Annotated in this window: 22 protein-coding genes; 10 read left to right on the forward strand and 12 right to left on the reverse strand. The window is 52.9% G+C overall.

Annotated features, from left to right (window positions below; translation table 11 throughout):
• Positions 1–34 precede the first annotated feature (34 nt).
• From thiC to ABIB59_RS25905, 10 genes are all read left to right on the forward strand, one after another.
• Positions 35–1,930, forward strand: a complete 1,896-nt coding sequence (gene thiC / locus ABIB59_RS25860; RefSeq protein ID WP_354037538.1) for a phosphomethylpyrimidine synthase ThiC — start codon at positions 35–37, stop codon at positions 1,928–1,930.
• Positions 1,930–2,565 carry a thiamine phosphate synthase gene (gene thiE, locus ABIB59_RS25865; protein ID WP_039076848.1) on the forward strand — a complete coding sequence of 212 codons (636 nt, stop codon included), beginning with the start codon at positions 1,930–1,932 and terminating at the stop codon, positions 2,563–2,565. Before thiC ends, thiE begins: the two co-directional genes overlap by 1 nt.
• Positions 2,558–3,316 carry a thiazole biosynthesis adenylyltransferase ThiF gene (gene thiF / locus ABIB59_RS25870; protein WP_317078677.1) on the forward strand — a complete coding sequence of 253 codons (759 nt, stop codon included), beginning with the start codon at positions 2,558–2,560 and terminating at the stop codon, positions 3,314–3,316. Before thiE ends, thiF begins: the two co-directional genes overlap by 8 nt.
• Positions 3,297–3,497, forward strand: a complete 201-nt coding sequence (gene thiS, locus ABIB59_RS25875; RefSeq protein ID WP_039076850.1) for a sulfur carrier protein ThiS — start codon at positions 3,297–3,299, stop codon at positions 3,495–3,497. The genes thiF and thiS overlap by 20 nt, the downstream gene beginning before the upstream one ends.
• A 1-nt stretch (position 3,498) precedes the next feature.
• The gene (gene thiG, locus ABIB59_RS25880) at positions 3,499–4,269 is read left to right on the forward strand and encodes a thiazole synthase (RefSeq protein ID WP_039076851.1); all 771 of its coding nucleotides are present in this window, start codon (positions 3,499–3,501) and stop codon (positions 4,267–4,269) included.
• A complete protein-coding gene (gene thiH, locus ABIB59_RS25885; protein ID WP_071193731.1) occupies positions 4,266–5,420 on the forward strand; it encodes a 2-iminoacetate synthase ThiH in 1,155 nt (384 codons plus the stop codon). Before thiG ends, thiH begins: the two co-directional genes overlap by 4 nt.
• A 263-nt stretch (positions 5,421–5,683) precedes the next feature.
• The gene (locus ABIB59_RS25890; RefSeq protein ID WP_354037542.1) at positions 5,684–7,246 is read left to right on the forward strand and encodes a sensor domain-containing diguanylate cyclase; all 1,563 of its coding nucleotides are present in this window, start codon (positions 5,684–5,686) and stop codon (positions 7,244–7,246) included.
• A gap of 119 nt (positions 7,247–7,365) precedes the next feature.
• A complete protein-coding gene (locus tag ABIB59_RS25895) occupies positions 7,366–7,671 on the forward strand; it encodes a PTS sugar transporter subunit IIB (protein WP_039076854.1) in 306 nt (101 codons plus the stop codon).
• A 4-nt stretch (positions 7,672–7,675) separates the two neighbouring features.
• Positions 7,676–7,996 carry a PTS lactose/cellobiose transporter subunit IIA gene (locus ABIB59_RS25900; RefSeq protein WP_039076855.1) on the forward strand — a complete coding sequence of 107 codons (321 nt, stop codon included), beginning with the start codon at positions 7,676–7,678 and terminating at the stop codon, positions 7,994–7,996.
• A 148-nt stretch (positions 7,997–8,144) separates the two neighbouring features.
• Positions 8,145–9,188 carry a helix-turn-helix domain-containing protein gene (locus ABIB59_RS25905; protein ID WP_079498753.1) on the forward strand — a complete coding sequence of 348 codons (1,044 nt, stop codon included), beginning with the start codon at positions 8,145–8,147 and terminating at the stop codon, positions 9,186–9,188.
• On the opposite strand, the gene ABIB59_RS25910 is transcribed toward ABIB59_RS25905, so the two are convergent.
• From ABIB59_RS25910 to ABIB59_RS25965, 12 genes are all read right to left on the reverse strand, one after another.
• Positions 9,106–10,170, reverse strand: a complete 1,065-nt coding sequence (locus ABIB59_RS25910) for an alpha/beta hydrolase family protein (protein ID WP_108702210.1) — start codon at positions 10,168–10,170, stop codon at positions 9,106–9,108. The genes ABIB59_RS25905 and ABIB59_RS25910 overlap by 83 nt on opposite strands.
• A gap of 151 nt (positions 10,171–10,321) precedes the next feature.
• Positions 10,322–10,645, reverse strand: coding sequence for a cupin domain-containing protein (locus tag ABIB59_RS25915; RefSeq protein ID WP_039076858.1), 324 nt, complete (start codon positions 10,643–10,645; stop codon positions 10,322–10,324).
• 56 nt (positions 10,646–10,701) lie between these two features.
• Positions 10,702–11,955, reverse strand: coding sequence for a PTS ascorbate transporter subunit IIC (gene ulaA / locus ABIB59_RS25920; RefSeq protein WP_052249179.1), 1,254 nt, complete (start codon positions 11,953–11,955; stop codon positions 10,702–10,704).
• A gap of 520 nt (positions 11,956–12,475) precedes the next feature.
• Positions 12,476–16,699, reverse strand: coding sequence for a DNA-directed RNA polymerase subunit beta' (gene rpoC / locus ABIB59_RS25925; protein WP_039076859.1), 4,224 nt, complete (start codon positions 16,697–16,699; stop codon positions 12,476–12,478).
• A gap of 76 nt (positions 16,700–16,775) precedes the next feature.
• Positions 16,776–20,804 (reverse strand): DNA-directed RNA polymerase subunit beta, encoded by a 4,029-nt coding sequence (rpoB, locus tag ABIB59_RS25930; protein WP_039076860.1) that lies wholly within the window; start codon positions 20,802–20,804, stop codon positions 16,776–16,778.
• A 320-nt stretch (positions 20,805–21,124) separates the two neighbouring features.
• The gene (gene rplL, locus ABIB59_RS25935) at positions 21,125–21,490 is read right to left on the reverse strand and encodes a 50S ribosomal protein L7/L12 (RefSeq protein ID WP_002884142.1); all 366 of its coding nucleotides are present in this window, start codon (positions 21,488–21,490) and stop codon (positions 21,125–21,127) included.
• Between the two features lie 66 nt (positions 21,491–21,556).
• Complete coding sequence (gene rplJ, locus ABIB59_RS25940) at positions 21,557–22,054, reverse strand: 50S ribosomal protein L10 (protein ID WP_007704673.1); 498 nt, start codon at positions 22,052–22,054, stop codon at positions 21,557–21,559.
• A 414-nt stretch (positions 22,055–22,468) separates the two neighbouring features.
• Positions 22,469–23,173 (reverse strand): 50S ribosomal protein L1, encoded by a 705-nt coding sequence (gene rplA / locus ABIB59_RS25945; RefSeq protein ID WP_039076861.1) that lies wholly within the window; start codon positions 23,171–23,173, stop codon positions 22,469–22,471.
• A 3-nt stretch (positions 23,174–23,176) separates the two neighbouring features.
• On the reverse strand, positions 23,177–23,605 hold the full coding sequence (gene rplK / locus ABIB59_RS25950) for a 50S ribosomal protein L11 (RefSeq protein ID WP_006688357.1): 429 nt from the start codon (positions 23,603–23,605) through the stop codon (positions 23,177–23,179).
• Between the two features lie 141 nt (positions 23,606–23,746).
• Complete coding sequence (gene nusG / locus ABIB59_RS25955; RefSeq protein ID WP_001287521.1) at positions 23,747–24,292, reverse strand: transcription termination/antitermination protein NusG; 546 nt, start codon at positions 24,290–24,292, stop codon at positions 23,747–23,749.
• A 1-nt stretch (position 24,293) separates the two neighbouring features.
• The gene (gene secE, locus ABIB59_RS25960) at positions 24,294–24,677 is read right to left on the reverse strand and encodes a preprotein translocase subunit SecE (RefSeq protein WP_003033128.1); all 384 of its coding nucleotides are present in this window, start codon (positions 24,675–24,677) and stop codon (positions 24,294–24,296) included.
• Positions 24,678–24,905: 228 nt separating this feature from the next.
• A partial coding sequence (locus ABIB59_RS25965) for an EF-Tu C-terminal domain-related protein (RefSeq protein ID WP_044594270.1) occupies positions 24,906–25,115 on the reverse strand: 210 nt, incomplete at its 5' end.

Genomic DNA, 25,115 nt, shown 5'->3' on the forward strand with positions numbered 1-25,115 from the left:
TGACAAGCCATATCCTTAACATTTGGAATGAGCTATGTCTGCAAATCAACTTACACGCCGTGAACAACGCGCCCAGGCGCAGCATTTTATCGACACGCTGGAAGGCACCGCTTTCCCGAACTCAAAACGTATCTACATCACCGGCTCACAGCCTGATATTCGTGTTCCGATGCGCGAAATTCAGCTTAGCCCGACGCTTATCGGCGGCTCGAAAGATAACCCTCAATACGAAGAAAACGAGGCGATTCCGGTCTATGACACGTCCGGTCCCTATGGCGACCCGAATGTGGCTATCGATGTACAGCAGGGGCTGGCGAAACTGCGTCAGCCGTGGATCGATGCCCGCGACGATACCGAAAAACTGCGCGATCGCAGTTCGGTATACACCAAAGAGCGGCTTGCGGATGACGGCCTGAACGACCTGCGTTTTAGCGGCTTACTGACACCGAAACGGGCCAAAGCGGGCCAGCGTGTCACCCAGTTGCATTATGCGCGTCAGGGGATGGTGACCCCGGAGATGGAGTTTATCGCCATCCGTGAAAATATGGGCCGCGAGCGTATCCGCGGTGAGGTGTTGCGCCAGCAGCATCCTGGCCACGGCTTTGGCGCTAACCTGCCAGAAAATATCACCCCGGAATTTGTGCGCGACGAAGTGGCTGCCGGACGCGCCATCATCCCCGCCAACATCAACCACCCGGAGTCGGAACCGATGATCATCGGCCGCAATTTCCTGGTGAAGGTTAATGCCAACATCGGCAACTCCGCGGTCACCTCCTCCATTGAGGAAGAGGTAGAAAAACTGGTCTGGTCAACCCGCTGGGGTGCCGATACGGTGATGGATCTGTCGACGGGCCGCTATATTCATGAAACCCGCGAGTGGATCCTGCGTAACAGCCCGGTGCCAATTGGTACTGTACCGATCTACCAGGCGCTGGAGAAGGTGAACGGCATCGCCGAAAACCTGACATGGGAAGCGTTCCGCGACACCCTGCTGGAGCAGGCTGAGCAAGGCGTGGACTACTTCACCATCCACGCGGGCGTGTTGCTGCGCTACGTGCCGATGACCGCCAAACGCCTGACCGGCATCGTGTCACGCGGCGGTTCGATTATGGCGAAATGGTGCTTATCCCATCACAAAGAGAATTTCCTCTACGAGCACTTCCGCGAAATCTGCGAAATCTGCGCCGCCTATGATGTCTCACTGTCGCTGGGCGACGGCCTGCGACCCGGCTCCATTCAGGACGCCAACGACGAAGCGCAATTCGCCGAGCTGCACACGCTGGGCGAGCTGACCAAAATTGCCTGGGAATACGATGTGCAGGTGATGATTGAAGGCCCTGGCCACGTACCGATGCAGATGATCCGCCGCAATATGACCGAAGAGCTGGAGCACTGCCATGAGGCGCCGTTCTACACGCTGGGGCCGTTGACGACCGATATCGCGCCGGGTTACGACCACTTTACCTCCGGGATTGGCGCGGCGATGATCGGCTGGTTTGGCTGCGCCATGCTCTGCTATGTCACGCCAAAAGAGCACCTCGGTTTGCCAAACAAAGAGGATGTGAAGCAAGGGCTGATTACCTACAAGATCGCCGCGCATGCCGCGGATCTCGCCAAAGGCCATCCCGGCGCGCAGATCCGCGATAACGCCATGTCCAAAGCACGTTTCGAATTCCGCTGGGAAGACCAGTTCAACCTGGCGCTCGACCCGTTCACCGCCCGTGCGTATCACGATGAAACCCTGCCGCAGGAGTCGGGCAAAGTCGCTCACTTCTGCTCCATGTGCGGGCCGAAATTCTGCTCAATGAAAATCAGCCAGGAAGTGCGCGATTATGCCGCAGCCCAGACCATCGAAGTGGGGATGGCGGATATGTCAGAAAACTTCCGCGCCAAAGGCGGTGAGATCTATCTCAAAAAGGAGGAGGCCTGATGTATCAACCCGATTTCCCGAGAGTGCCCCTTCGCTTAGGCCTTTACCCGGTGGTGGACAGCGTGGCGTGGATTGAACGCCTGCTCGACGCCGGCGTGCGCACCATCCAGTTGCGTATCAAAGATAAACGCGATGAAGAGGTTGAAGCCGACGTTGTAGCGGCCATTGCACTGGGGCGTCGTTACGATGCCCGCTTGTTTATCAACGACTACTGGCGGCTGGCGATAAAACATAACGCTTACGGTGTACATCTGGGTCAGGAAGACCTGGAAACCACCGATTTGAAGGCGATCCAGGCTGCGGAATTACGCCTCGGCGTATCGACTCACGACGATATGGAAATTGACGTGGCGCTCGCCGCACGCCCGTCCTATATCGCCCTGGGACATGTCTTCCCGACGCAGACGAAACAGATGCCCTCCGCGCCGCAGGGGCTGGAGCAACTGGCGCGGCATATCGAAAGGCTTGCCGATTATCCGACCGTCGCCATCGGCGGGATAAGCCTTGCCCGTGCGCCCGAAGTGCTGGGAACTGGCGTTGGCAGCATAGCGGTCGTCAGCGCGATTACCCAGGCGGCTGACTGGCGTGAGGCAACGGCGCAATTACTGGCTCTGGCGGGGGTTGGCGATGAATGATCGTGACTTTATGCGCTATAGCCGCCAGATGTTGCTGGAAGATATTGCCATCGACGGGCAACAAAAGCTGCTCGCCAGCCGGGTGCTGATTATCGGGTTGGGCGGGTTAGGCTCCCCCGCCGCGCTCTACCTGGCGGGCGCTGGCGTGGGTACGCTGGTGCTGGCCGACGACGACGATGTGCATCTGAGTAACCTGCAGCGGCAAATCGTGTTTACCACTGACGACATCGCCCGGTCGAAATCGCAGGTCACCAAACAGCGCCTGGGGCGGCTGAACCCGGAAATTTCGCTGATCGCCCTTGAGCAGCGCCTTTCCGGCGAGGCGTTGCGCCACGCGGTGGACAATGCCGATCTGGTACTCGATTGCACCGATAATATGGCGACTCGTCAGGCGATTAATGCCGCCTGCGTCAGCACCGGTACACCGTTGATTACCGCCAGCGCCGTGGGTTTCGGGGGGCAGTTGATGGTGCTCACACCGCCGTGGACCCATGGTTGCTATCGCTGTTTGTGGCCAGATGAACAGGAGCCCGAACGCAACTGCCGTACCGCCGGTGTGATTGGCCCAGTGGTTGGCGTGATGGGCACCCTTCAGGCACTCGAAGCGATCAAGCTTCTGAGCGGTATGAGTACCAACACCAGCGAGTTACGTCTGTTTGATGCCCGCGCCAACAACTGGCGCAGTCTGGCGTTACGCCGGGCCAGCGGCTGCCCGGTTTGCGGAGGGCTGCATGCACATTCAGTTCAATGACACGCCCATGCAGCTCGACGACGCGCTGACCGTCTCGGCCCTGTTGCAGCAACTCGATCAGCTAAAACCCGGCGCCGCGCTGGCGCTTAATCAGCAAATTCTTCCGCGCGAGCGGTGGGAAGCGCATATCGTGCAGGACGGCGACCAGATCCTGCTTTTTCAGGTTATCGCAGGGGGCTGAGATGTTACGCATTGCAGATAAACAATTTGATTCACACCTGTTTACCGGTACCGGGAAATTTGCCAACGCAGCGCTGATGGTCGATGCCATCCGCGCGTCCGGCAGCCAGCTTGTCACACTGGCGATGAAGCGTGTCGATTTGCGTCAACATAACGATGCCATCCTCGCGCCACTGCTGGCAGCAGGCGTCACGCTACTGCCTAACACATCAGGGGCGAAAACGGCGCAAGAAGCTATTTTTGCCGCCCAACTGGCGCGTGAAGCGCTGGGTACCCACTGGCTGAAACTGGAGATCCACCCCGATGCACGCTGGCTTTTACCGGATCCTATCGAGACGCTAAAGGCGGCGGAAGCACTGGTGAAACAGGGGTTTGTCGTGCTGCCTTACTGTGGCGCAGACCCGGTGTTATGCAAGCGTCTTGAAGAGGTCGGTTGTGCCGCCGTCATGCCGCTGGGTGCTCCCATTGGCTCCAACCAGGGACTGGAAACGCGGGCGATGCTGGAGATCATCATCGAGCAGGCAACCGTGCCGGTGGTGGTTGATGCCGGTATCGGCGTACCCAGCCATGCGACACAGGCACTGGAAATGGGTGCTGATGCCGTACTGGTGAATACGGCGATTGCCGTGGCCGACGATCCGGTAACAATGGCGCATGCGTTCCGTCTGGCAGTTGAGGCCGGCATGCTGGCACGCCAGGCGGTCCCCGGCGCGCGCCACTCCCATGCCGTGGCCACCAGCCCGCTGACCGGTTTTCTGGAGGCCAGCGCATGAAGACATTTACCGATTACTGGCGCACGCTGAACTGGGATGATCTTCGGCTACGCATTAACAGTAAGACGGCAGCCGATGTGGAGCGAGCCCTGAATGCCACGCGCCTGACCCGCGATGACCTCATGGCCCTGCTCTCTCCTGCTGCCAGCGCATATCTGGAACCTCTGGCACAAAAAGCGCAGCGCCTCACGCGCCAGCGCTTTGGCAACACGGTGAGCTTTTACGTCCCGTTGTACCTTTCTAATTTATGCGCCAACGACTGTACCTACTGCGGTTTTTCGATGAGTAATCACATCAAGCGCAAGACGCTTGATGAATCAGAGATCGCACGCGAATGTGCAGCCATCCGCGAAATGGGCTTTGAACATTTGCTGCTGGTCACCGGCGAGCATCAGGGAAAAGTGGGAATGGACTATTTCCGCCGTCACCTGCCAACCATTCGTCGCCAGTTCGCCTCTTTGCAAATGGAAGTACAGCCACTCTCCATGGAGGAATACGCCGAACTGAAAACGCTGGGGCTGGATGGCGTCATGGTGTATCAGGAAACCTGGCATGAAGCACAGTATGCCCGGCATCATCTGCGCGGCAAGAAACAGGATTTTTTCTGGCGACTGGAGACGCCGGACAGGCTCGGCCAGGCGGGTATCGATAAAATCGGTCTTGGCGCGCTGATTGGCCTTTCCGATAGCTGGCGGGTGGACTGCTACATGATGGCCGAGCATTTGTTGTGGTTACAGCAGCACTACTGGCAAAGCCGTTTTTCTGTTTCCTTCCCCCGCTTACGCCCCTGCGCTGGCGGGATCGAGCCGGCTTCTCTTATGGACGAACGTCAACTGGTGCAGACCATTTGCGCTTTCCGCCTCTTTTCGCCGGAAATCGAACTGTCACTCTCAACACGTGAATCACCCTGGTTTCGTGATCATGTGGTGCCGCTGGCCATTAATAACGTCAGCGCGTTTTCCAAAACGCAGCCCGGCGGTTATGCCGATAATCATCCGGAACTGGAACAGTTTTCACCGCATGATGACCGGCGACCAGAAGAGGTGGCCAGCGCGCTGGCAGCGCGTGGTTTACAGCCCGTGTGGAAAGACTGGGACAGTTGGCTGGGAAGAACGCCGCAAGAAAATGGCAACGTTGCCGTTACGCGCTGATATCTTTCGGGACACTGCGCATCACACTCATCGGGGCGTTGTCGATTACGCCCCGGCTCTCTTTGGTTAACCTCGCTTTCCCGTCGCTTGATATAAATCAGTCACCCCCGCGTTTCCCGGCGCAAACTTCACTTCATTTATACCTCATGGTGTAACATTAACCGATTGAATAGATTAACAGCACTGAACGTCTTTTTTATTTACCGCGCCACGCTTACCTATACTTTCCAGGTCACTGTCTAACGCTCTCGAAGATAACGAACATGTATAGCCGAAAACTTTCGTTCACTACCCCCATTCTGGTGAGTTTTACCGGCATCTTTCTTTGCCTGGCCGTCATTGCCACGCTGGTCATTTTAAGCCAAAGGAAAGACATTACTGATAACTATCACAAGGTTAATCAGACATTTACGCATAACATTGCGGTCAACTATGCCGAAGCCGTTTTTCAGGAGAATGACTATATTCTCAACCAGGCCGCAGCCTACTTTTCCCGTTATAACCGCCTCGATAGCGCGGTAAATTTCACCTCGCCTGAGGGATTACAATCCCTGATGCAGTTACTGCGGCTAATGCCCTCTGTCTCCTCTATTTCACTGGCCGATCCACAGGGCCGTTACCTGCGCGCCCCGGTGGTGTTTGATAGCGAAGAGGGTCAGCGTTATGACGCCAAAACCCGCCCCTGGATCGTTCGTCAGGCCGAGGCGACGTCGTACAGCAAATACACGGATATTTACGAAGATTACTTTACCCATCATCCGACAGTGACGGTATATAAGCCCGTCGTCTCCCCGGAGGGCAATCTCAAAGGCACGCTGGCTTTTCACCTGGATCTGGCCTCTATCAGCCATGGATTACGAACCATGCAATCCCCCATGCAAGGGGAGTTTTTTGTGGTGGACCGTAGCGGTCATGTCATGCTGCACCCGGATACGGGCGTCCTTTTTGAGGCGTTTTCCCAGCAGTCGCGAATGAAAGAGATGAACAGCGGCGAGGGCATGTTTCATGACGAACGACGTAACACCTGGCTTTATTACAGCTCGCTAACCAATCCGGACTGGTTTGCCATCTATATCGTACCGGGCGATACGCTGGAAAATCTCCTGCGTGATGAAACGCTGGTGGTCGGTTGGGGGTTTGGCGTTGCGGCCATGACGATTATCCTGTTCGGTCTGTATCTGCGCTACGCTTCCCGCACAGTCCTGCTCAATATTATTAATGCGATTAAAACCGGGGATGTGCAGCAGACACCGAAGCTGGAGGCGATGCTGAGCAAAGCGATAGTCAGTAGCAAAGAACGGGAGCAGGTCTGGGTCAGGCAGGCCACGATGGATGCCCTGACAAACTGCAAGAATCGCCGGGCATTCGATAGCGACATCGCCGCCCTGATGAACGATCACCAACCCTTCGCGCTGGCGATGGTCGATATTGATAACTTCAAATCGATAAACGATACGTGGGGACACCTGAGCGGCGACATTGTGCTGCGTAATGTTGCCCGGGAAGGGTTGCAAGTGCTGCAGTCACAACATATCTCGCTCTACCGTTACGGCGGCGAAGAGTTTGCGGTTATTTTCCCCGAAGAGCACATCGCCAACGCGCATCAGATACTGGAGCAGTGGCGTATTAACGTGGCAAGCCGTGAGTGGCGTGAAGAGGGAATGACCGTGACATTCAGCGCCGGACTGGGTGAGTGGCAAATGGAGCCGCTGGAGCAACTGGTGAATAGCGTTGATGAGGCGCTCTACCAGGCGAAACAGCAAGGCAAAAACCAAATCGTATTGCGTAATAAGTCGCTTCCCGCCGATTCGTCAACCTCCTTGTAACCGGTTTCAGACAGCGCAGTGAATGTTTGTGATGCTATACACACATTCATGGAAAGGCGGTTGTTGAAGGGGCCAGCACGGGATAATTATCAGTTATCCCATCCACATCGAGGCTGACTATGAAAAACATCGTTTTATGCTGTGCTGCGGGGATGTCCACCAGCATGCTGGTTCAACGCATGAAAGACGCAGCGCAGAAAAAAGGGGTAGAAGTTTCCATTAAGGCCGTTCCCGTCGCTGAGTTTAAAGACAACATCGCTACCGCAGATATTGTCCTGCTCGGGCCGCAGGTGAAGTATGAACAGGCCAAGTTGCAGGCGCAGGCCGAACCGCTGGGCAAAAAAGTCGCGGTTATCGACATGATGGATTACGGCATGATGAAAGGCGATGTCGTTCTGGAAAAAGCCCTCAAGCTGATGGAGTAAGCGCGTGGAAGATTTAGAAACCATCATTATGGAGCTGCTGGTGAATGCAGGTGCAGCGCGCAGCCAGGCGCTGACGGCATTGCAACTGGCGCGTAAAGGCGATTTCGCCGGTGCGGAACAGGCGATGGAAGAGTCCCGCGAATTCGTCAAACACGCGCATAAAATCCAGACACAACTTATTGGCCTTGATGAAGGTGCCGGGAAATTGCCGGTTAACCTGATTACCGTGCATTCTCAGGATCACTTGATGAATGCAATGGTCATCCAGGATTTGGCGGGAGACATGATTGAACTGTACCGCCGCCTGCCGCCCGTTAATCAATAATTAACTCTTGCTCAGTTATGCATGATGCCCGATGAGTCGGGCATTTTGCTGTTTAGCCCCTGTCAACGCGCTATCTGGTGGCGTGTTTTTTTCTGTCATTTATGGCACAACATGAGCATTCTTCTGCTGAACGACATCAGGATCCAGGATGCCTTCGCTCCCTTTTCCCGTCTTTACTCTTTTTCTCCTGCTTATCTTACTGGCCAAAGTTTGCCTGCAACCGGGTGAGAAATCGCGAGGGGTAATGTACTTCATCGCAGGTTGCACACTACTGGTTATTATGTCGGCCCTGCGTTGGGCGTTTGACGCCATGGTGTTTCGCCAGGCTCAGTCATTGCTGGCGATACTTTTCCCGCCGTTGGTGTGGCGTTGCTTTACCGATCTCACCGGGCGAAAACGCGTCTGGCATATTTCAACATCCATCATACCGCCCACCCTCGCCCTGCTGGCGAATCTTGCCTGGCCTGAGGCAACGGATGCCGTGCTGGTGCTGCTTTATCTGGGGTACGGCATTGCGCTGCTCAGAACTGCTCTGTTGGGCGCCGATGCCTTTGTCTTAACGCGGCTTAGCGATTCGCCAACAACCTCGGTGATGGCATTTGCCGCCGGATGTTTCCTGTGTTTTTCGAGCCTGACGGATGCAGCGATAGCCTATGATTTTAACCAGTACCATGGGCAGCATGCGCCTCTGCTGGTTGCTATTTCACAAGGTATCTTGTTGCCATTTATTTGCCTGGCGATTTTGTTCACCGGACGAAAAGTCACGCCACCTCCCCTCTGCGTGACAGCGGAGGTTACCGGGCCAGAGGTGGTGGATCCAGAAGACAATGCTCTCTGCCTGCATCTGGAAAACGCGCTTACGGCACGCGAGCTTTTCCTTGACCCGGATCTTTCATTACAGGGGCTGGCACGAAAAACCGGGACACCTGCACGACAAATATCCCGTGCCATCAACCGCACTCGGGGCTGTAATGTCTCCCAGTGGATTAATGGCTTTCGCATTCAGTATGCACAGCGCTTGTTAGTGCAGTCAGATGCTCCTGTCACGCAGATCATGCTGGAGGCAGGTTTCTCCACAAAATCCAATTTTAACCGTGAATTTATGCGCGTCAGCGGGATGAGTCCTGGCGATTTTCGCCGTGCTGAGGCGAGTCGTTCAGGGACTGATTTAAAAACTGACTTATCTGCGTAAACAATTGCTGGTGGATAGCCTGCCGGCTTAGCTGTCCGCCATCCCGGCAAACAATACCCTCACCGGGTTCTGCGGCTTCAATCATTGCCACGGCGCCTGGCTTACATTCTTGCATAAAACTAAAGTGCGTCGCTCCCGTCACGCTGACCAGATGGCGATCCCCCTGCGCAAGTGCAGTAAAGAGGTAGCCTGATTCCAGACGTGCAGGAACATCATCGCTGTCGGCCTGCGCGCCCATAACCAGCACTGGCACGGAAACCTGTGCAAGGCTCTCAGGGGTAAAGCCCCTTGCCAGTCCCAAATCCAGAGAAATAACGGCTTTGATGCGTACGTCACGTTGGCTTGCCGCCAACGGTGCCAGTGATTCAGGCTTATCAATACCCAGAACGTGTTTGAGTTTACAGGCTCCCAGCGCCGGATGAGTTTCACAATCTTTCAAAAAGCGAGGCGCAGAAAACTGCGCGCCCGCCAGCTCCATGACTGTCCAGCCTCCCAGAGAGTGACCTACCGCCGCAATGCGTTCGGGGTCAACAGCACCGGCAATGGCAGGTGTATCAGACAGGTAGTCCAGCATCGCAATCAAATCCCGTGGACGTTCCCACAACTGCTGCGCTGCCACTTCTTCTTTATTGCGAGTGGTGGTGCCAGGATGGTCAACTGCCGCCACAATATAACCCTGAGAGGCCATTCCCTGAGCCAGCCAGTTTAAATTGCGCCAGTTGCCACCGTAACCGTGCGAAAGCAACAAAAGGGGGTGCTGCCGTGCTGTTGGTTTCGCATTGCGAAGTGCAGGAGTACCGTGAAACACGGCATTCTCTCCTATGCGTTCGATTTTCCCGGCGTCTGTCGTTGGGTACCACAGGGCGATATCAAGAGGACGGTTGCTGTTTTCATTTATCTGCAGTTGTCTGAAACCGACATTCGCATACGCGGAATAGCTGATAAGAAGAGTAAGCAGTAGCAAAGTAAGACGACGATACATAATGATTTTCCTGATGAGTTAACACCCGGCTTTTCTAGCATCCGCAGCCTGTGCTTGCGTCCTGAAACACGATCGAGGTCTTTTTTAATGGTTTTTGTACATGAAAAAACCCACCGAAGTGGGTCTTTGCTTATATTCTGAGCAGAAGCGCTTAAGACAAAAAGTCTTCACGTTGCGGCGTGAATGTATCCAGCAGCGTTCCGGCTTCCAGGCAAACACAACCGTGCACAACATTTGGCTTTTTGTAGAGGGTATCGCCGGCACTAACCTCTTTCGTTACGCCATCAATCGTAAAGCTAAAGCGTCCTGACAAAACATAAGTGAGCTGTTCATGCGGATGGCTATGCATCGGCCCTACAGCCCCCTCGGTAAAGTTAACCTCCACCGCCATCATCGTGCCGCCATGGGCCAGGATTCTGCGATTGACGCCATTACCCAGATCTTCCAGCACCGTCTCTTTTTTATAAATAAACATTTTTACACCTCGCTAAAACAGAAGTTGCAGGCCTGGTATTCAGGCCTGCAGCACGATTAATGCGCCAAACCAAACGTGTATTTAATGATGGCTGACAGGAATGTGAAATCAGGGTCAGCAAAGGTCACACTGTCAACACCCAGATGGCTGAACAACGGTAGTACCAACGCTGGAAGAACACACAGCAGCAGACCGTTTACGAAACTTGCGATCAATGCGCCTCGCAAGCCACCGGTCGCATTACCAAAAATAGCAGCACTGCCACCAGTAATAAAACTCGCCATGATGCCAGGGATAATCACCGGCAGGCCAATGAACGGGAACAGCGCAACGCAACACAGCTCCGCCATAAAGCTCACCAGAAAACCGATGAGAACCGCGTTCGGAGATTTATCAAACAACACCATCGGATCCACTGCCGGAATGGAGCCGGGCGCAACAATTTGAGAAAAGCCTTTAAAAGCAGGTACGATTTCCTCAGTGAACATGACCACGCCTTTCTTGGCAATGTACAAACCACCCGCAAACGTCGCTGATTTTTCTAATAACCAAACCAGATAAGGTTTGCCCGCTAACATTTTATCGAGAAAAGCATGTTCAGCGAATATAGAAGAAATGCCCAGCAAACAGAACATGGTCAGAAAAGTGGCAACATCAGCATTCTTGAGGAAACTAAATTTATCGCTAACTTTAACTTCTTCAACGTTCGTCGCGGTATTGCCAAACCATTTACCTAAGTAAGAACCAATAATATAGGAACTGGATGCAGCATGGGCTATACAATACTCATTGTGGCCGATAATTTTTCGGCTAAAACGTGACAATATAGTAGGAAAAACGGCCATGTAGGTACCAATAACCACAGAGCCAAAAATAATAGCAAATTGCTCACCGTAGCCAAGGCCAACGAGGGCGGCTGTCACGGAAAAGGACATAAAGACAATCAGGTGCAGTGACAGATATATCGCTTTAAAACGGGTATAGCGTGCCAGCAGGACATTAATAATCATCGCGAAAAACAGAATAAATGCGGCAGGCCGACCGAGCTTGTCAATAGTCAACGCCATGATAGCTTCATTGCTTGGGACAACGCCCCGCAAGCCAAACGCATTAGTGAACAGGTCGCTGAACATGGTCAGAACACCACCAAGTATGCTCCCACCCGTTTTAATTAATACAAAGCCGATAAAAGCAAGGAGTGTGCCTTTGATAATATTCGTAATGCTACTTTTTTGTAACGCCAGACCCAGAAAAGCAATAAAAGCAATTATTATTGCAGGGGTACCTAATATTTTAATTACGTAATCCATAATAAACCCTTTCACCGTAAGCATTGATTATTAACTGATAATGATTTGTATCTTTTATTTAGCATTTCAGTAATATTGAAACGAGCCGGTTCCTGAGAAATAAATCCCAGAATTATTTTTATAATTTGGCAATCCATAGAAAGATTGCATTATTTAATGATATAGAGACGCGCTGATTAAAATTAACCAGTCGTTATAAATTTGAGCTTAAGACTTACTATCAGGATATGAAAATAGAGCCCCTTATTTCTGGTCATGAAAATGGCCTGGATAAAACATCTGCTAACGGTGCGTATTTTAACAAACAGGGGAAAAGAAATTGTGACGAACACAACTAAAACACCATTTCATTTTAATTAATCCAGGATTTTACTTATTGGTACTGGCAGAACGCCAGAGGAGTGATTCAGAGAGGGGCAATAAAAAGCGGGCACAAAAAAGGCAAAAAAAACTGCACCTTAGTCAGTTGGGATCCAACCTTTGGGGTGCAGCTTAACTTATATTAACGTGTCAGCAACGATTACTCGTTGTCAGAACCGCCCAGACCTGCGTTCAGCAGTTCTGCCAGGCTGGCAGATGCATCTTCAGCAGTCACCTGCGGTGCAGCTGGGAGTTCACCCGCTGCGCGACGGCGCATACGATCCTGGTGGTACGCGTAACCGGTACCTGCCGGGATCAGACGACCCACGATAACGTTCTCTTTCAGGCCACGCAGTTCGTCGCGTTTGCCGGCAACGGCTGCTTCGGTCAGGACACGCGTGGTCTCCTGGAACGATGCCGCAGAGATGAAGGACTCGGTTGCCAGAGACGCTTTGGTGATACCCAGCAGATCGCGCGAGAAGGTCGCACCGATTTTGCCGTTCGCTTCCAGATCGCGGTTCGCAATCTTGACGCGGGAGTATTCAACCTGCTCGCCTTCCAGGAAGTCGGAGCTACCTGCATTTTCGATGGTCGCTTTACGCAGCATCTGACGAACGATAACTTCGATGTGTTTATCGTTAATCTTAACGCCTTGCAGACGGTAAACGTCCTGTACTTCGTTGGTGATGTAACGCGTAACCGCGTGAACACCACGAAGACGCAGAATGTCGTGCGGCGCTTCCGGACCGTCGGAAACCACGTCACCACGTTCTACACGTTCACCTTCAAACACGTTGAGCTGACGCCATTTCGGAATCATCTCTTCGTACGGATCGCTACCGTCTACCGGGGTGATAACCAGACGACGTTTCCCTTTGGTTTCTTTACCGAAGGAAATGATACCGCTGATTTCAGCCAGGATTGCCGGCTCTTTCGGACGACGTGCTTCGAACAGGTCCGCAACGCGCGGCAGACCACCGGTGATGTCCTTGGTACCGCCGGATTCCTGCGGAATACGCGCCAGGGTGTCACCAGAACTGATCTGTACGCCATCTTCCAGCTGAACAATCGCTTTACCTGGCAGGAAGTACTGCGCAGGCATATCGGTGCCAGGGATCAGAACGTCGTTACCCTGACCATCAACGATTTTCAGTGCCGGACGCAGATCTTTACCACCGGTAGTACGTTCAGCAGAATCCAGAACCACCAGAGAAGACAGACCGGTCAGCTCGTCGGTCTGACGAGTAATGGTCTGGCCGTCGATCATGTCAGTAAAGCGGATGAAACCACTTACTTCGGTGATTACCGGCATGGTGTGCGGATCCCAGTTTGCGACGGTTTCACCGCCAGCAACCTGCTCACCATCACCTTTCGCCATAACAGCACCGTAAGGCACTTTATAGCTCTCTTTGGTACGACCGAATTCGTCGATCAGTTTCAGCTCGGTGTTACGAGAGGTCACAACCAGCTTGCCTGATGAGTTAACAACAGACTTCGCATTGCTGAGCTTGATGCTACCTTTGTTTTTCACCTGGATGCTGGATTCAGCAGCCGCACGAGATGCCGCACCACCGATGTGGAACGTACGCATCGTCAGCTGTGTACCCGGCTCACCGATGGACTGCGCCGCGATAACGCCGATGGCCTCACCTTTGTTGATGATGTGGCCACGCGCCAGGTCACGACCGTAGCAGTGCGCACAAACGCCAAAGTCGGTGTCACAGGATACAACGGAACGCACTTTGACGGAGTCAACAGAGTTCGCTTCCAGCAGGTCACACCAGTGCTCGTGCAGCAGCGTGTTGCGTGGAACCAGAATGTCTGCTGTACCCGGCTTCAGAATATCTTCTGCCGTTACACGACCCAGTACGCGATCGCGCAGTGGCTCTTTAACATCACCACCCTCGATAACCGGGGTCATGGTGATACCTTCGAGGGTGCCACAATCGTCTTCGGTCACAACCAGATCCTGCGCAACGTCAACCAGACGACGCGTCAGATAACCGGAGTTCGCTGTTTTCAGTGCGGTATCCGCCAGACCTTTACGCGCACCGTGCGTGGAGATGAAGTACTGGAGTACGTTCAGACCTTCACGGAAGTTCGCGGTGATTGGCGTTTCGATGATGGAGCCATCCGGCTTCGCCATCAGACCACGCATACCAGCAAGCTGACGAATCTGTGCCGCAGAACCACGCGCACCGGAGTCGGCCATCATGTAGATGCTGTTGAAGGAAACCTGCTGCTCTTCTTTACCTTCACGGTTGATAACCGTTTCGGTCTGCAGGTTGTCCATCATCGCCTTGGATACACGATCGTTCGCCGCAGCCCAGATATCGATAACTTTGTTATAGCGTTCGCCTGCGGTAACCAGACCAGACTGGAACTGCTCCTGGATCTCAGCCACTTCGGCTTCCGCCTCGGAGATGATCTCGTGTTTCTTCTCCGGGATAACCATGTCATCGATACCAACAGATGCACCTGAACGCGCTGCATAAGCAAAGCCGGTGTACATCGTCTGGTCAGCAAAGATAACGGTCGGTTTCAGACCCAAAATGCGGTAACAGGTGTTCAGCATTTTGGAGATCGCTTTTTTACCCAGAGGCTGGTTCACGATAGAGAACGGCAGACCTTTCGGCACGATCATCCACAGGATCGCACGACCAACGGTCGTATCGATCAGGCTGGTTTTAGACGTAAATTCGCCCTGTGCATTTTTTTCATACTCAGTGATACGCACTTTAACGCGCGCATGCAGAGAGGCCAGGCCAGCGCGATAAATACGCTCTGCTTCTTTCGGGCCAGTCAGCACCATGCCTTCGCCTTTGGCGTTAACACAGTCACGGGTCATGTAGTACAGACCCAGTACAACGTCCTGAGACGGAACGATGATTGGTTCGCCGTTCGCCGGAGACAGGATGTTGTTGGTAGACATCATCAGCGCACGCGCTTCAAGCTGGGCTTCCAGCGTCAGCGGTACGTGAACAGCCATCTGGTCACCATCGAAGTCGGCGTTGTATGCCGCACAAACCAGCGGGTGCAGCTGGATAGCTTTACCTTCGATCAGTACCGGTTCAAAGGCCTGGATACCCAGACGGTGCAGAGTTGGCGCACGGTTCAACAGTACCGGGTGTTCGCGGATCACTTCGTCCAGGATATCCCAGACTACAGCTTCTTCGCGCTCAACCATTTTCTTCGCGGCTTTGATGGTGGTGGCCAGGCCACGCAGTTCCAGCTTGCCGTAAATGAACGGTTTGAACAGCTCCAGCGCCATTTTCTTCGGCAGACCGCACTGATGCAGACGCAGGTATGGACCTACGGTGATTACAGAACGACCGGAGTAGTCAACACGCTTACCGAGCAGGTTCTGACGGAAACGACCCTGTTTACCTTTGATCATGTCGGCCAAAGATTTCAGAGGACGTTTGTTAGAACCGGTGATCGCACGACCGCGACGACCGTTATCCAGCAGGGCGTCAACCGCTTCCTGCAGCATACGTTTTTCGTTGCGTACGATGATGTCCGGCGCAGCCAGATCCAGCAGACGTTTCAGACGGTTGTTACGGTTAATAACGCGACGATACAGATCGTTCAGATCTGACGTTGCGAAACGACCACCATCCAGCGGAACCAGCGGGCGCAGATCTGGCGGCAGAACCGGCAGAACGGTCAGGATCATCCACTCCGGCTTGTTGCCAGACTGTACGAACGCTTCCAGCAGTTTGATACGCTTGGTCAGCTTCTTACGCTTGGTTTCGGAGTTAGTTTCGTTCAGCTCTTCACGAAGCTGCTCGCACTCTTGCTCCAGATCCATGCTCTTAAGCAGGGCCTGGATAGCTTCCGCACCCATCTTCGCGTCGAATTCGTCACCGAACTCTTCCAGCGCGTCCAGATACTGTTCTTCGGTCAGAATCTGGTTACGTTCCAGGTTCGTCATACCGCCTTCGATAACCACATAGGATTCGAAGTACAGAACACGTTCGATATCACGCAGCGGCATATCCAGCAGCAAACCGATACGGGACGGCAGAGATTTCAGGAACCAGATGTGAGCAGTCGGAGACGCCAGCTCGATGTGGCCCATACGCTCACGGCGCACTTTAGTCTGGGTCACTTCAACGCCGCACTTCTCACAGATCACACCACGGTGTTTCAGGCGCTTGTACTTACCGCACAGGCACTCGTAGTCTTTTACTGGTCCGAAAATACGGGCGCAGAAAAGGCCGTCACGCTCAGGTTTGAACGTACGGTAGTTAATGGTTTCCGGCTTTTTAACTTCACCGAAAGACCATGAACGGATCATGTCTGGCGAAGCCAGAGCAATTTTGATCGCATCAAACTCTTCGGTTTTAGTTTGCGCTTTCAGAAACTTTAATAAGTCTTTCACGGATTTGCTCCCGTCGGAGTTAGCACACTCTGCTGTCGGGTTTTACCCCGACAGCAGTGACCTGTTTGAGCGAGAATTACTCGTCTTCCAGTTCGATGTTGATACCCAGCGAACGAATCTCTTTCAACAGTACGTTGAAGGATTCCGGCATGCCCGGTTCCATCTGATGGTTGCCGTCCACGATGTTTTTATACATCTTGGTACGACCGTTCACGTCATCAGACTTAACGGTGAGCATTTCCTGCAGGGTGTAGGCGGCGCCGTAAGCTTCCAGCGCCCACACTTCCATCTCCCCGAAGCGCTGACCACCGAACTGCGCCTTACCACCCAGCGGCTGCTGAGTCACCAGGCTGTAAGAACCGGTAGAACGAGCGTGCATTTTGTCGTCGACCAGGTGGTTCAGTTTCAGCATGTACATGTAACCTACGGTTACCGGACGCTCGAACTGTTCACCGGTGCGGCCGTCATACAGTGTGATCTGACCGGAAGTCGGCAGGTCACCCAGTTGCAGCAGCTCTTTAATCTCAGCTTCTTTCGCACCGTCGAATACCGGCGTTGCGATTGGCATACCTTTTTTCAGGTTCTCAGCCAGACGCAGTACTTCTTCATCGCTGAAGGTGTTCAGGTCAACTTTCTGACGAACATCGGCACCGAGGTCATACGCTTTCTGGATGAATTCGCGCAGTTTCGCGACTTCTTGCTGCTGTTTCAGCATGGCATTGATCTTATCGCCGATACCTTTCGCAGCCATACCCAGGTGGGTTTCCAGAATCTGACCGATGTTCATACGAGACGGTACGCCCAGCGGGTTCAGTACGATATCTACCGGCGTACCGTTAGCATCGTGCGGCATATCTTCGATCGGGTTGATCTTCGAGATAACACCCTTGTTACCGTGACGACCTGCCATTTTGTCACCCGGCTGAATCTGGCGTTTAACGGCCAGATAAACCTTAACGATTTTCAGCACGCCTGGTGCCAGATCATCGCCCTGGGTGATTTTGCGGCGTTTCGCTTCGAGTTTTTTCTCGAACTCGTGTTTCAGTTCGTCATACTGCTCAGCCAGTTGTTCCAGCTGATTTTGTTTCTCTTCGTCGGTCAGGCCGAGTTCCAGCCAGCGGTCACGCGGCAGTTTGTCGAGCTTCTCAGCTTCGATGCCACCGGAAACCAGCACCGCGTAGATACGACTGAACAGACCGGCTTCGAGGATTTGCAGTTCTTCAGACAGGTCTTTCTTGGCCTGTTTGAGCTGCATCTCTTCGATTTCCAGTGCACGTTTGTCTTTTTCTACGCCATCGCGGGTAAAGACCTGAACGTCGATAACGGTACCAGAGACACCATTTGGTACGCGCAGAGAAGAGTCTTTAACGTCAGACGCTTTCTCACCGAAGATCGCACGCAGCAGTTTCTCTTCTGGGGTCAGCTGGGTTTCACCTTTCGGCGTTACCTTACCAACCAGAATGTCACCGCCGGTCACTTCCGCACCGATGTAAACGATACCGGATTCATCCAGTTTGGAGAGCGCAGCTTCACCCACGTTCGGGATGTCAGCGGTGATCTCTTCCGGCCCCAGCTTGGTGTCACGGGACACACACGCCAGTTCCTGAATGTGGATGGTGGTGAAACGGTCTTCCTGGACAACACGCTCAGATACGAGGATGGAGTCTTCGAAGTTGTAACCGTTCCACGGCATGAACGCGACGCGCATGTTCTGACCGAGCGCCAGTTCACCAAGGTCAGTGGACGGGCCATCTGCCAGCACGTCGCCGCGCTCGATTGGCTCACCCAGAGAGACACACGGCATCTGGTTGATACAGGTGTTCTGGTTAGAACGGGTGTACTTGGTCAGGTTGTAGATGTCGATACCGGCTTCGCCTGGGTACATCTCGTCTTCGTTAACTTTGATAACGATACGGGACGCATCAACGTACTGAACCATACCACCACGTTTAGCAACCGCAGTAACACCGGAGTCAACGGCAACAGCACGTTCCATACCGGTACCAACCAGCGGCTTATCAGCGCGCAGAGTCGGAACCGCCTGACGTTGCATGTTCGCACCCATCAATGCACGGTTGGCGTCATCGTGTTCCAGGAACGGGATCAGGGACGCACCGACGGAAACCACCTGCTGGGTGGATACGTCCATGTAGTCAACCTGATCGCGGCTGAACAAGCTGGATTCGCCTTTGCTACGGCAGGTAACCAGATCTTCTACAAAGTGGCCTTCGTCATCCAGGTTGGAGTTCGCCTGAGCGATAACGTAATTGCCTTCTTCGATAGCAGACAGGTAGTGAATTTCGTCGGTTACAACACCGTCAGTCACTTTACGATACGGCGTCTCAAGGAAGCCATATTCGTTTGTCTGTGCGTACACGGACAGGGAGTTGATCAGACCGATGTTTGGACCTTCAGGCGTTTCGATAGGACATACGCGACCGTAGTGAGTCGGGTGTACGTCTCGAACTTCAAAGCCTGCACGTTCACGGGTCAGACCGCCTGGGCCGAGTGCGGAGATACGACGTTTGTGCGTGATCTCAGACAGCGGGTTGTTCTGGTCCATAAACTGAGACAGCTGACTGGAACCGAAGAACTCTTTCACTGCCGCAGAAATCGGCTTGGCGTTGATCATGTCCTGAGGCATCAGGGTATCCAGATCGCCCAGAGACAGACGCTCTTTCACCGCACGCTCAACGCGGACCAAGCCAACGCGGAACTGGTTTTCCGCCATTTCGCCAACGGAACGGATACGACGGTTGCCGAGGTGGTCGATATCATCGACTTCGCCTTTACCGTTACGGATATCGATGAGCTTCTTCATCACTTCGATGATGTCTTCTTTGCTCAGGATACCGGAACCTTCGATCTCGTCGCGCAGCAGAGAACGGTTGAACTTCATACGACCAACCGCGGACAGATCGTAGCGGTCTTCGGAGAAGAACAGGTTCTCGAACAGGCTTTCAGCAGCTTCACGAGTCGGCGGCTCACCAGGACGCATCATGCGGTAGATTTCTACCAGCGCGCTCAGGCGATCGTTGGTTGGGTCGACGCGTACAGTCTCAGAGATGTACGGACCGTGGTCCAGATCGTTGGTGAACAGCGTTTCGATACGCTTGTGACCAGACTGGCTCAGTTTAGCCAGCAGATCCAGGCTCAGCTCCATGTTCGCCGGGCAGATCAGCTCACCGGTAGACTCATCCACGTAATCTTTGGACGCGACTTTACCAGCGATGTACTCAACCGGTACTTCGATGTGCTGAATTTCGTCTTTTTCCAGCTGACGAATATGGCGCGCAGTAATGCGGCGGCCTTTTTCTACATAGACTTTACCGTTAGCTTCGATGTCGAAAGATGCAGTCTCGCCACGCAGGCGTTCCGGCACCAGTTCCATCTGCAGCTTGTTGTCGCGAATTTCGAAGACAACTTTTTCAAAGAACAGATCAAGAATCTGCTCAGTGGTGTAATCCAGTGCGCGCAGAATTATGGTCGCAGGCAATTTACGACGACGGTCAATACGAACAAACAGGTTGTCTTTCGGATCGAACTCGAAGTCCAGCCAGGAACCACGGTAAGGGATGATGCGCGCGTTATAAAGCACCTTACCAGAAGAGTGGGTTTTGCCTTTGTCGCTGTCGAAGAAAACGCCAGGACTACGGTGCAACTGAGAAACGATAACGCGCTCAGTACCGTTGATGACAAAAGTACCGTTGTCGGTCATGAGCGGAATTTCGCCCATGTACACTTCTTGTTCTTTAATGTCTTTAACGGTGCCTTCCGGCGCTTCGCGCTCGTAGATCACCAGACGCAGTTTTACGCGCAGCGGTGCGGAATAGGTTACGCCACGAATTTGACATTCTTTAACGTCAAATACAGGTTCGCCAAGACGGTAGCTGACGTACTGCAGTTCAGAATTGCCGCTATAGCTGGCAATTGGGAACACGGAGCGGAAAGCCGCTTCCAGGCCGTACTGCCCTTCAGGATCTTGCTCGATAAACTTCTGGAACGAGTCAAGCTGGATAGAAAGGAGATATGGAATGTCCAGAACTTGTGGACGTTTACCAAAATCCTTACGAATACGTTTTTTCTCGGTATAGGAGTAAACCATAGGGTTCCTCAGCTCGCTGACAAGTCGACCCACTCTGTCCATCGGAGGGACAGTTTATGCAACACCATTTTGTTGACCGGAAAATCGAATACTTTCCGCAATATCTGTTGCTATCACGCTTAAATCATTTCATTGCGATTTACACAGAGCGAGGCGCCTGTCGCAGTATATTAAGTCGTCGATAGAAACAAACATTGTCAGGACTACCAGCAGTCAAACAGTGTGAAATGCTGCTGGCGCCTTACAGCGCAAAATGGCTGGTGACTAAAAAGTCACCAGCCATCGGCCTGATTTCTCAGGCTTCAACCAGAAAAGTTGGCTTATTTAACTTCAACTTCAGCGCCAGCTTCTTCCAGAGATTTTTTCAGTGCTTCGGCGTCGTCTTTGCTGATGCCTTCTTTCAGGGCAGCAGGTGCAGATTCAACCAGGTCTTTAGCTTCTTTCAGACCCAGGCCAGTTGCGCCACGTACTGCTTTGATAACAGCAACTTTGTTAGCGCCAGCAGCTTTCAGAATTACGTCGAATTCAGTTTTTTCTTCAGCAGCTTCAACCGGGCCAGCAGCTACAGCTACAGCAGCAGCAGCGGAAACACCGAATTTTTCTTCCATTGCAGAGATCAGCTCAACAACGTCCATTACGGACATAGCGGATACTGCTTCAATGATTTGATCTTTAGTGATAGACATTTAAATTGTTCCTGAATATCAGAATAAGTTTATACGTAAGCGAATGCGTTACAAAGACAACTGCGATTAAGCAGCTTCTTTCGCATCGCGTACAGCAGCCAGAGTACGAACCAGTTTGCCAGCCGAAGCTTCTTTCATGGTTGCCATCAGGCGTGCAATTGCTTCTTCGTAGGTCGGCAGAGTTGCCAGGCGATCGATCTGGGATGCCGGGATTAACTCACCTTCAAAGGCAGCGGCTTTGACCTCAAATTTTGCATTCGCTTTCGCGAAATCTTTGAACAGACGAGCAGCAGCGCCCGGGTGTTCCATAGAGTATGCAATCAGGGTCGGACCAACGAACGCGTCTTTCAGGCACTCGAACTGAGTACCTTCAACAACACGGCGCAGCAGGGTGTTACGAACAACACGCATGTATACGCCGGCTTCGCGACCTGCTTTACGCAGTTCGGTCATTTTATCTACGGTAACGCCACGGGAATCCGCAACAACCGCAGACAGCGCGCCTTTGGCTACTTCGCTGACTTCAGCAACAATCGCTTGTTTGTCTTGAAGATTTAAAGCCATTAGCTTTGCTCCTGGATGTTTGCCAGAACAAAATGTTCTGGAACTCACTTCACTCTTCCCAACGAGAAGAGCGTCTTAATACGGTGAGCAGAAACAAGCCAGAGTATAAAAAATAATCTTAGCGTTCTGTCACCGTCTACGCAGGGGATTAAGTCTCTTACGAAACACCTGCGGTCTTCGACGGAGGCCTGGATAGGCCAGGCTCCAACGAACAAATCTTGTCTATGACTTCGTCCTTCGAACTGCTGCTGCGTTGCCTGCTCTCGCTCACACCAGTCACATAGTTAACTATGCTCCTGGCGATTCACTCGCTTGCCGCCTTGCCGCAATTCAAATGACTCGCATAGCGTCTGTATCTTTCAACAGAATCGTGGGGGTAAAATTGTAGACAAATTCACCGCCCACGTAAAGGCATTAGTTTGCAGAAGCGCTCAGGCCAGCCTGATCAACTGCAACACCGGCACCCATGGTGGTGGAGATGCTGATTTTCTTGATGTACACGCCTTTCGCCTGAGTCGGTTTTGCTTTTTTCAGCGCAACCAGCAGAGCTTCCAGGTTTTCTTTCAATTTGTCAGCGTCAAAATCCACTTTACCGATGGTGGTGTGAATGATGCCGTTTTTGTCGTTACGGTAACGAACCTGACCTGCTTTCGCGTTTTTAACCGCTTCAGCAACGTTCGGCGTTACAGTACCCACTTTCGGGTTTGGCATCAGGCCACGCGGACCCAGAACCTGGCCCAACTGGCCAACAACGCGCATTGCATCCGGGGAAGCAATAACAACGTCAAAGTTCATTTCGCCTTTTTTGATCTGGTCTGCCAGATCTTCCATACCTACCAGCTCAGCGCCTGCAGCTTTAGCAGCTTCAGCGTTTGCGCCCTGAGTAAATACGGCTACGCGAACGGAACGGCCAGTACCGTGCGGCAGTACAGTAGCACCACGTACGTTCTGATCAGATTTACGCGCATCGATGCCGAGGTTAACAGCAACGTCAACGCTTTCTACGAATTTAGCAGTGGCCAGCTCTTTCAGCAGAGAGATAGCTTCGTTGATGTCGTACTGTTTGGTCGCATCAACTTTGTCACGGATCACGCGCATGCGCTTGGTCAGTTTAGCCATTTCTTAGTCCTCCACTACCAGGCCCATGGAACGTGCAGTACCTTCAATGGAGCGAGTCATCGCTTCAATGTCGGCACCAGTCATGTCGGCAGCTTTGGTCTGCGCGATTTCCTGCAGCTGAGCGCGGGAAATTTTACCTACTTTGTCTTTGTTCGGCTTGCCGGAACCAGACTTGATACCAGCCGCTTTCTTCAGCAGAACTGCTGCCGGAGGCGTTTTGGTAACGAAAGTGAAAGAACGGTCAGCGTAAACGGTAATAACAACCGGAATCGGCAGACCTTTTTCCATGGAATCAGTTTTCGCGTTGAACGCTTTACAGAATTCCATGATGTTAACACCCTGCTGACCCAGAGCCGGACCAACCGGTGGGCTCGGGTTTGCCATGCCAGCTGCAACCTGCAGCTTGACGTAGGCCTGGACTTTCTTAGCCATTCTAAATTCCTCGTTTGGGTTATAGCGCCCGGAAGGGCTCCCCGTGTTTAAATTCGTTTTACGGGTACGGGACCCATAAAATCAAAAGGCGCGAAATTGTATGCCAACTTCGCGCCTTGTGCAACATTTGATCGCCTTTTTTTAGGCTTTCTCTACCTGGCTAAAGTCCAGCTCCACCGGGGTCGCACGACCGAAAATGGAAACAGAAACTTTCAGGCGGGACTTCTCGTAGTCAACTTCTTCGACCACACCATTGAAGTCAGCAAACGGACCATCGTTAACGCGGACCATTTCACCTGGTTCGAACAGCGTTTTCGGACGCGGCTTATCACCCACCTGCTGCAGGCGGTTCATAATCGCATCAACTTCTTTATCGCTGATCGGCGCCGGACGATCGGAAGTACCACCGATGAAGCCCATTACGCGCGGAACGCTGCGCACCAGGTGCCAGCTTGCGTCGTTCATGACCATCTGGACCAGTACGTAACCCGGGAAGAATTTACGCTCGCTTTTACGACGCTGGCCGCCACGGATTTCGACCACTTCTTCGGTCGGCACCATAACTTCGCCAAACAACTCTTCCATATTGTGTAATTTGATGTGCTCACGCAGCGAAGTCGCTACGCGGCCTTCAAAACCGGAAAACGCCTGAACGACGTACCAGCGCTTTTTAGGAGCTTCAGACATCTCAGAACCTCAGGCCAGTGATAAAGGAAACGAGGCGAACCAGAATACCATCCAGTCCCCACAGAATAAGTGACATAACCGCAGTTACCGCAGCTACGATCAATGTGGTGTGCAATGTTTCCTGGCGAGTAGGCCAAATTACCTTACGGACTTCAGTTCTCGCTTCGCGGGCAAACGCAACGGTCGCTTTACCCTTCGTCGTCAACAGCGCGACACCACCTGCTGCAGCAATCAGAATCACAACGGCCAGCGCACGCAGCGGCAGCATCATGTCACGATAAAGGTAGTTGCCAACGATCGCTACGAGCAACAGAACAGCAACAACAACCCACTTCATCGCTTCCAGGCCGCGCCCGCTCCCTTGAGCTTCGGTATTCGCACTCATAAACCAACCTGTTACAAGAATCAGACAAACATTTTTGCCCCGCATAGGCGAGGCAACCAAACCGAAATGCTCTGGCGCGTTTCGGATTTAACGCCATCTACAGAGCCTGTCTCAGCAATGATTATGACAAAAAAAATCACTGATGAGCCAGGTTCTGATTCGAGAGCGTGCAAAAAGGGCATCAAATGATGCCCTTTTCTTACGCTTAGCGTCAAATGTTATCAGCGATTAGCCGAGAACTTTTGCTACAACGCCCGCGCCTACAGTACGGCCGCCTTCACGGATTGCGAAACGCAGACCGTCGTCCATCGCGATCGGGTGGATCAGGGTAACAACCATTTTAATGTTGTCGCCCGGCATTACCATCTCTACGCCTTCCGGCAGTTCGATGGTGCCAGTCACGTCAGTTGTACGGAAGTAGAACTGCGGACGGTAGCC

The sequence above is a fragment of the Citrobacter sp. UYEF32 genome, from assembly GCF_040546205.1.
GTDB lineage: Bacteria > Pseudomonadota > Gammaproteobacteria > Enterobacterales > Enterobacteriaceae > Phytobacter > Phytobacter diazotrophicus.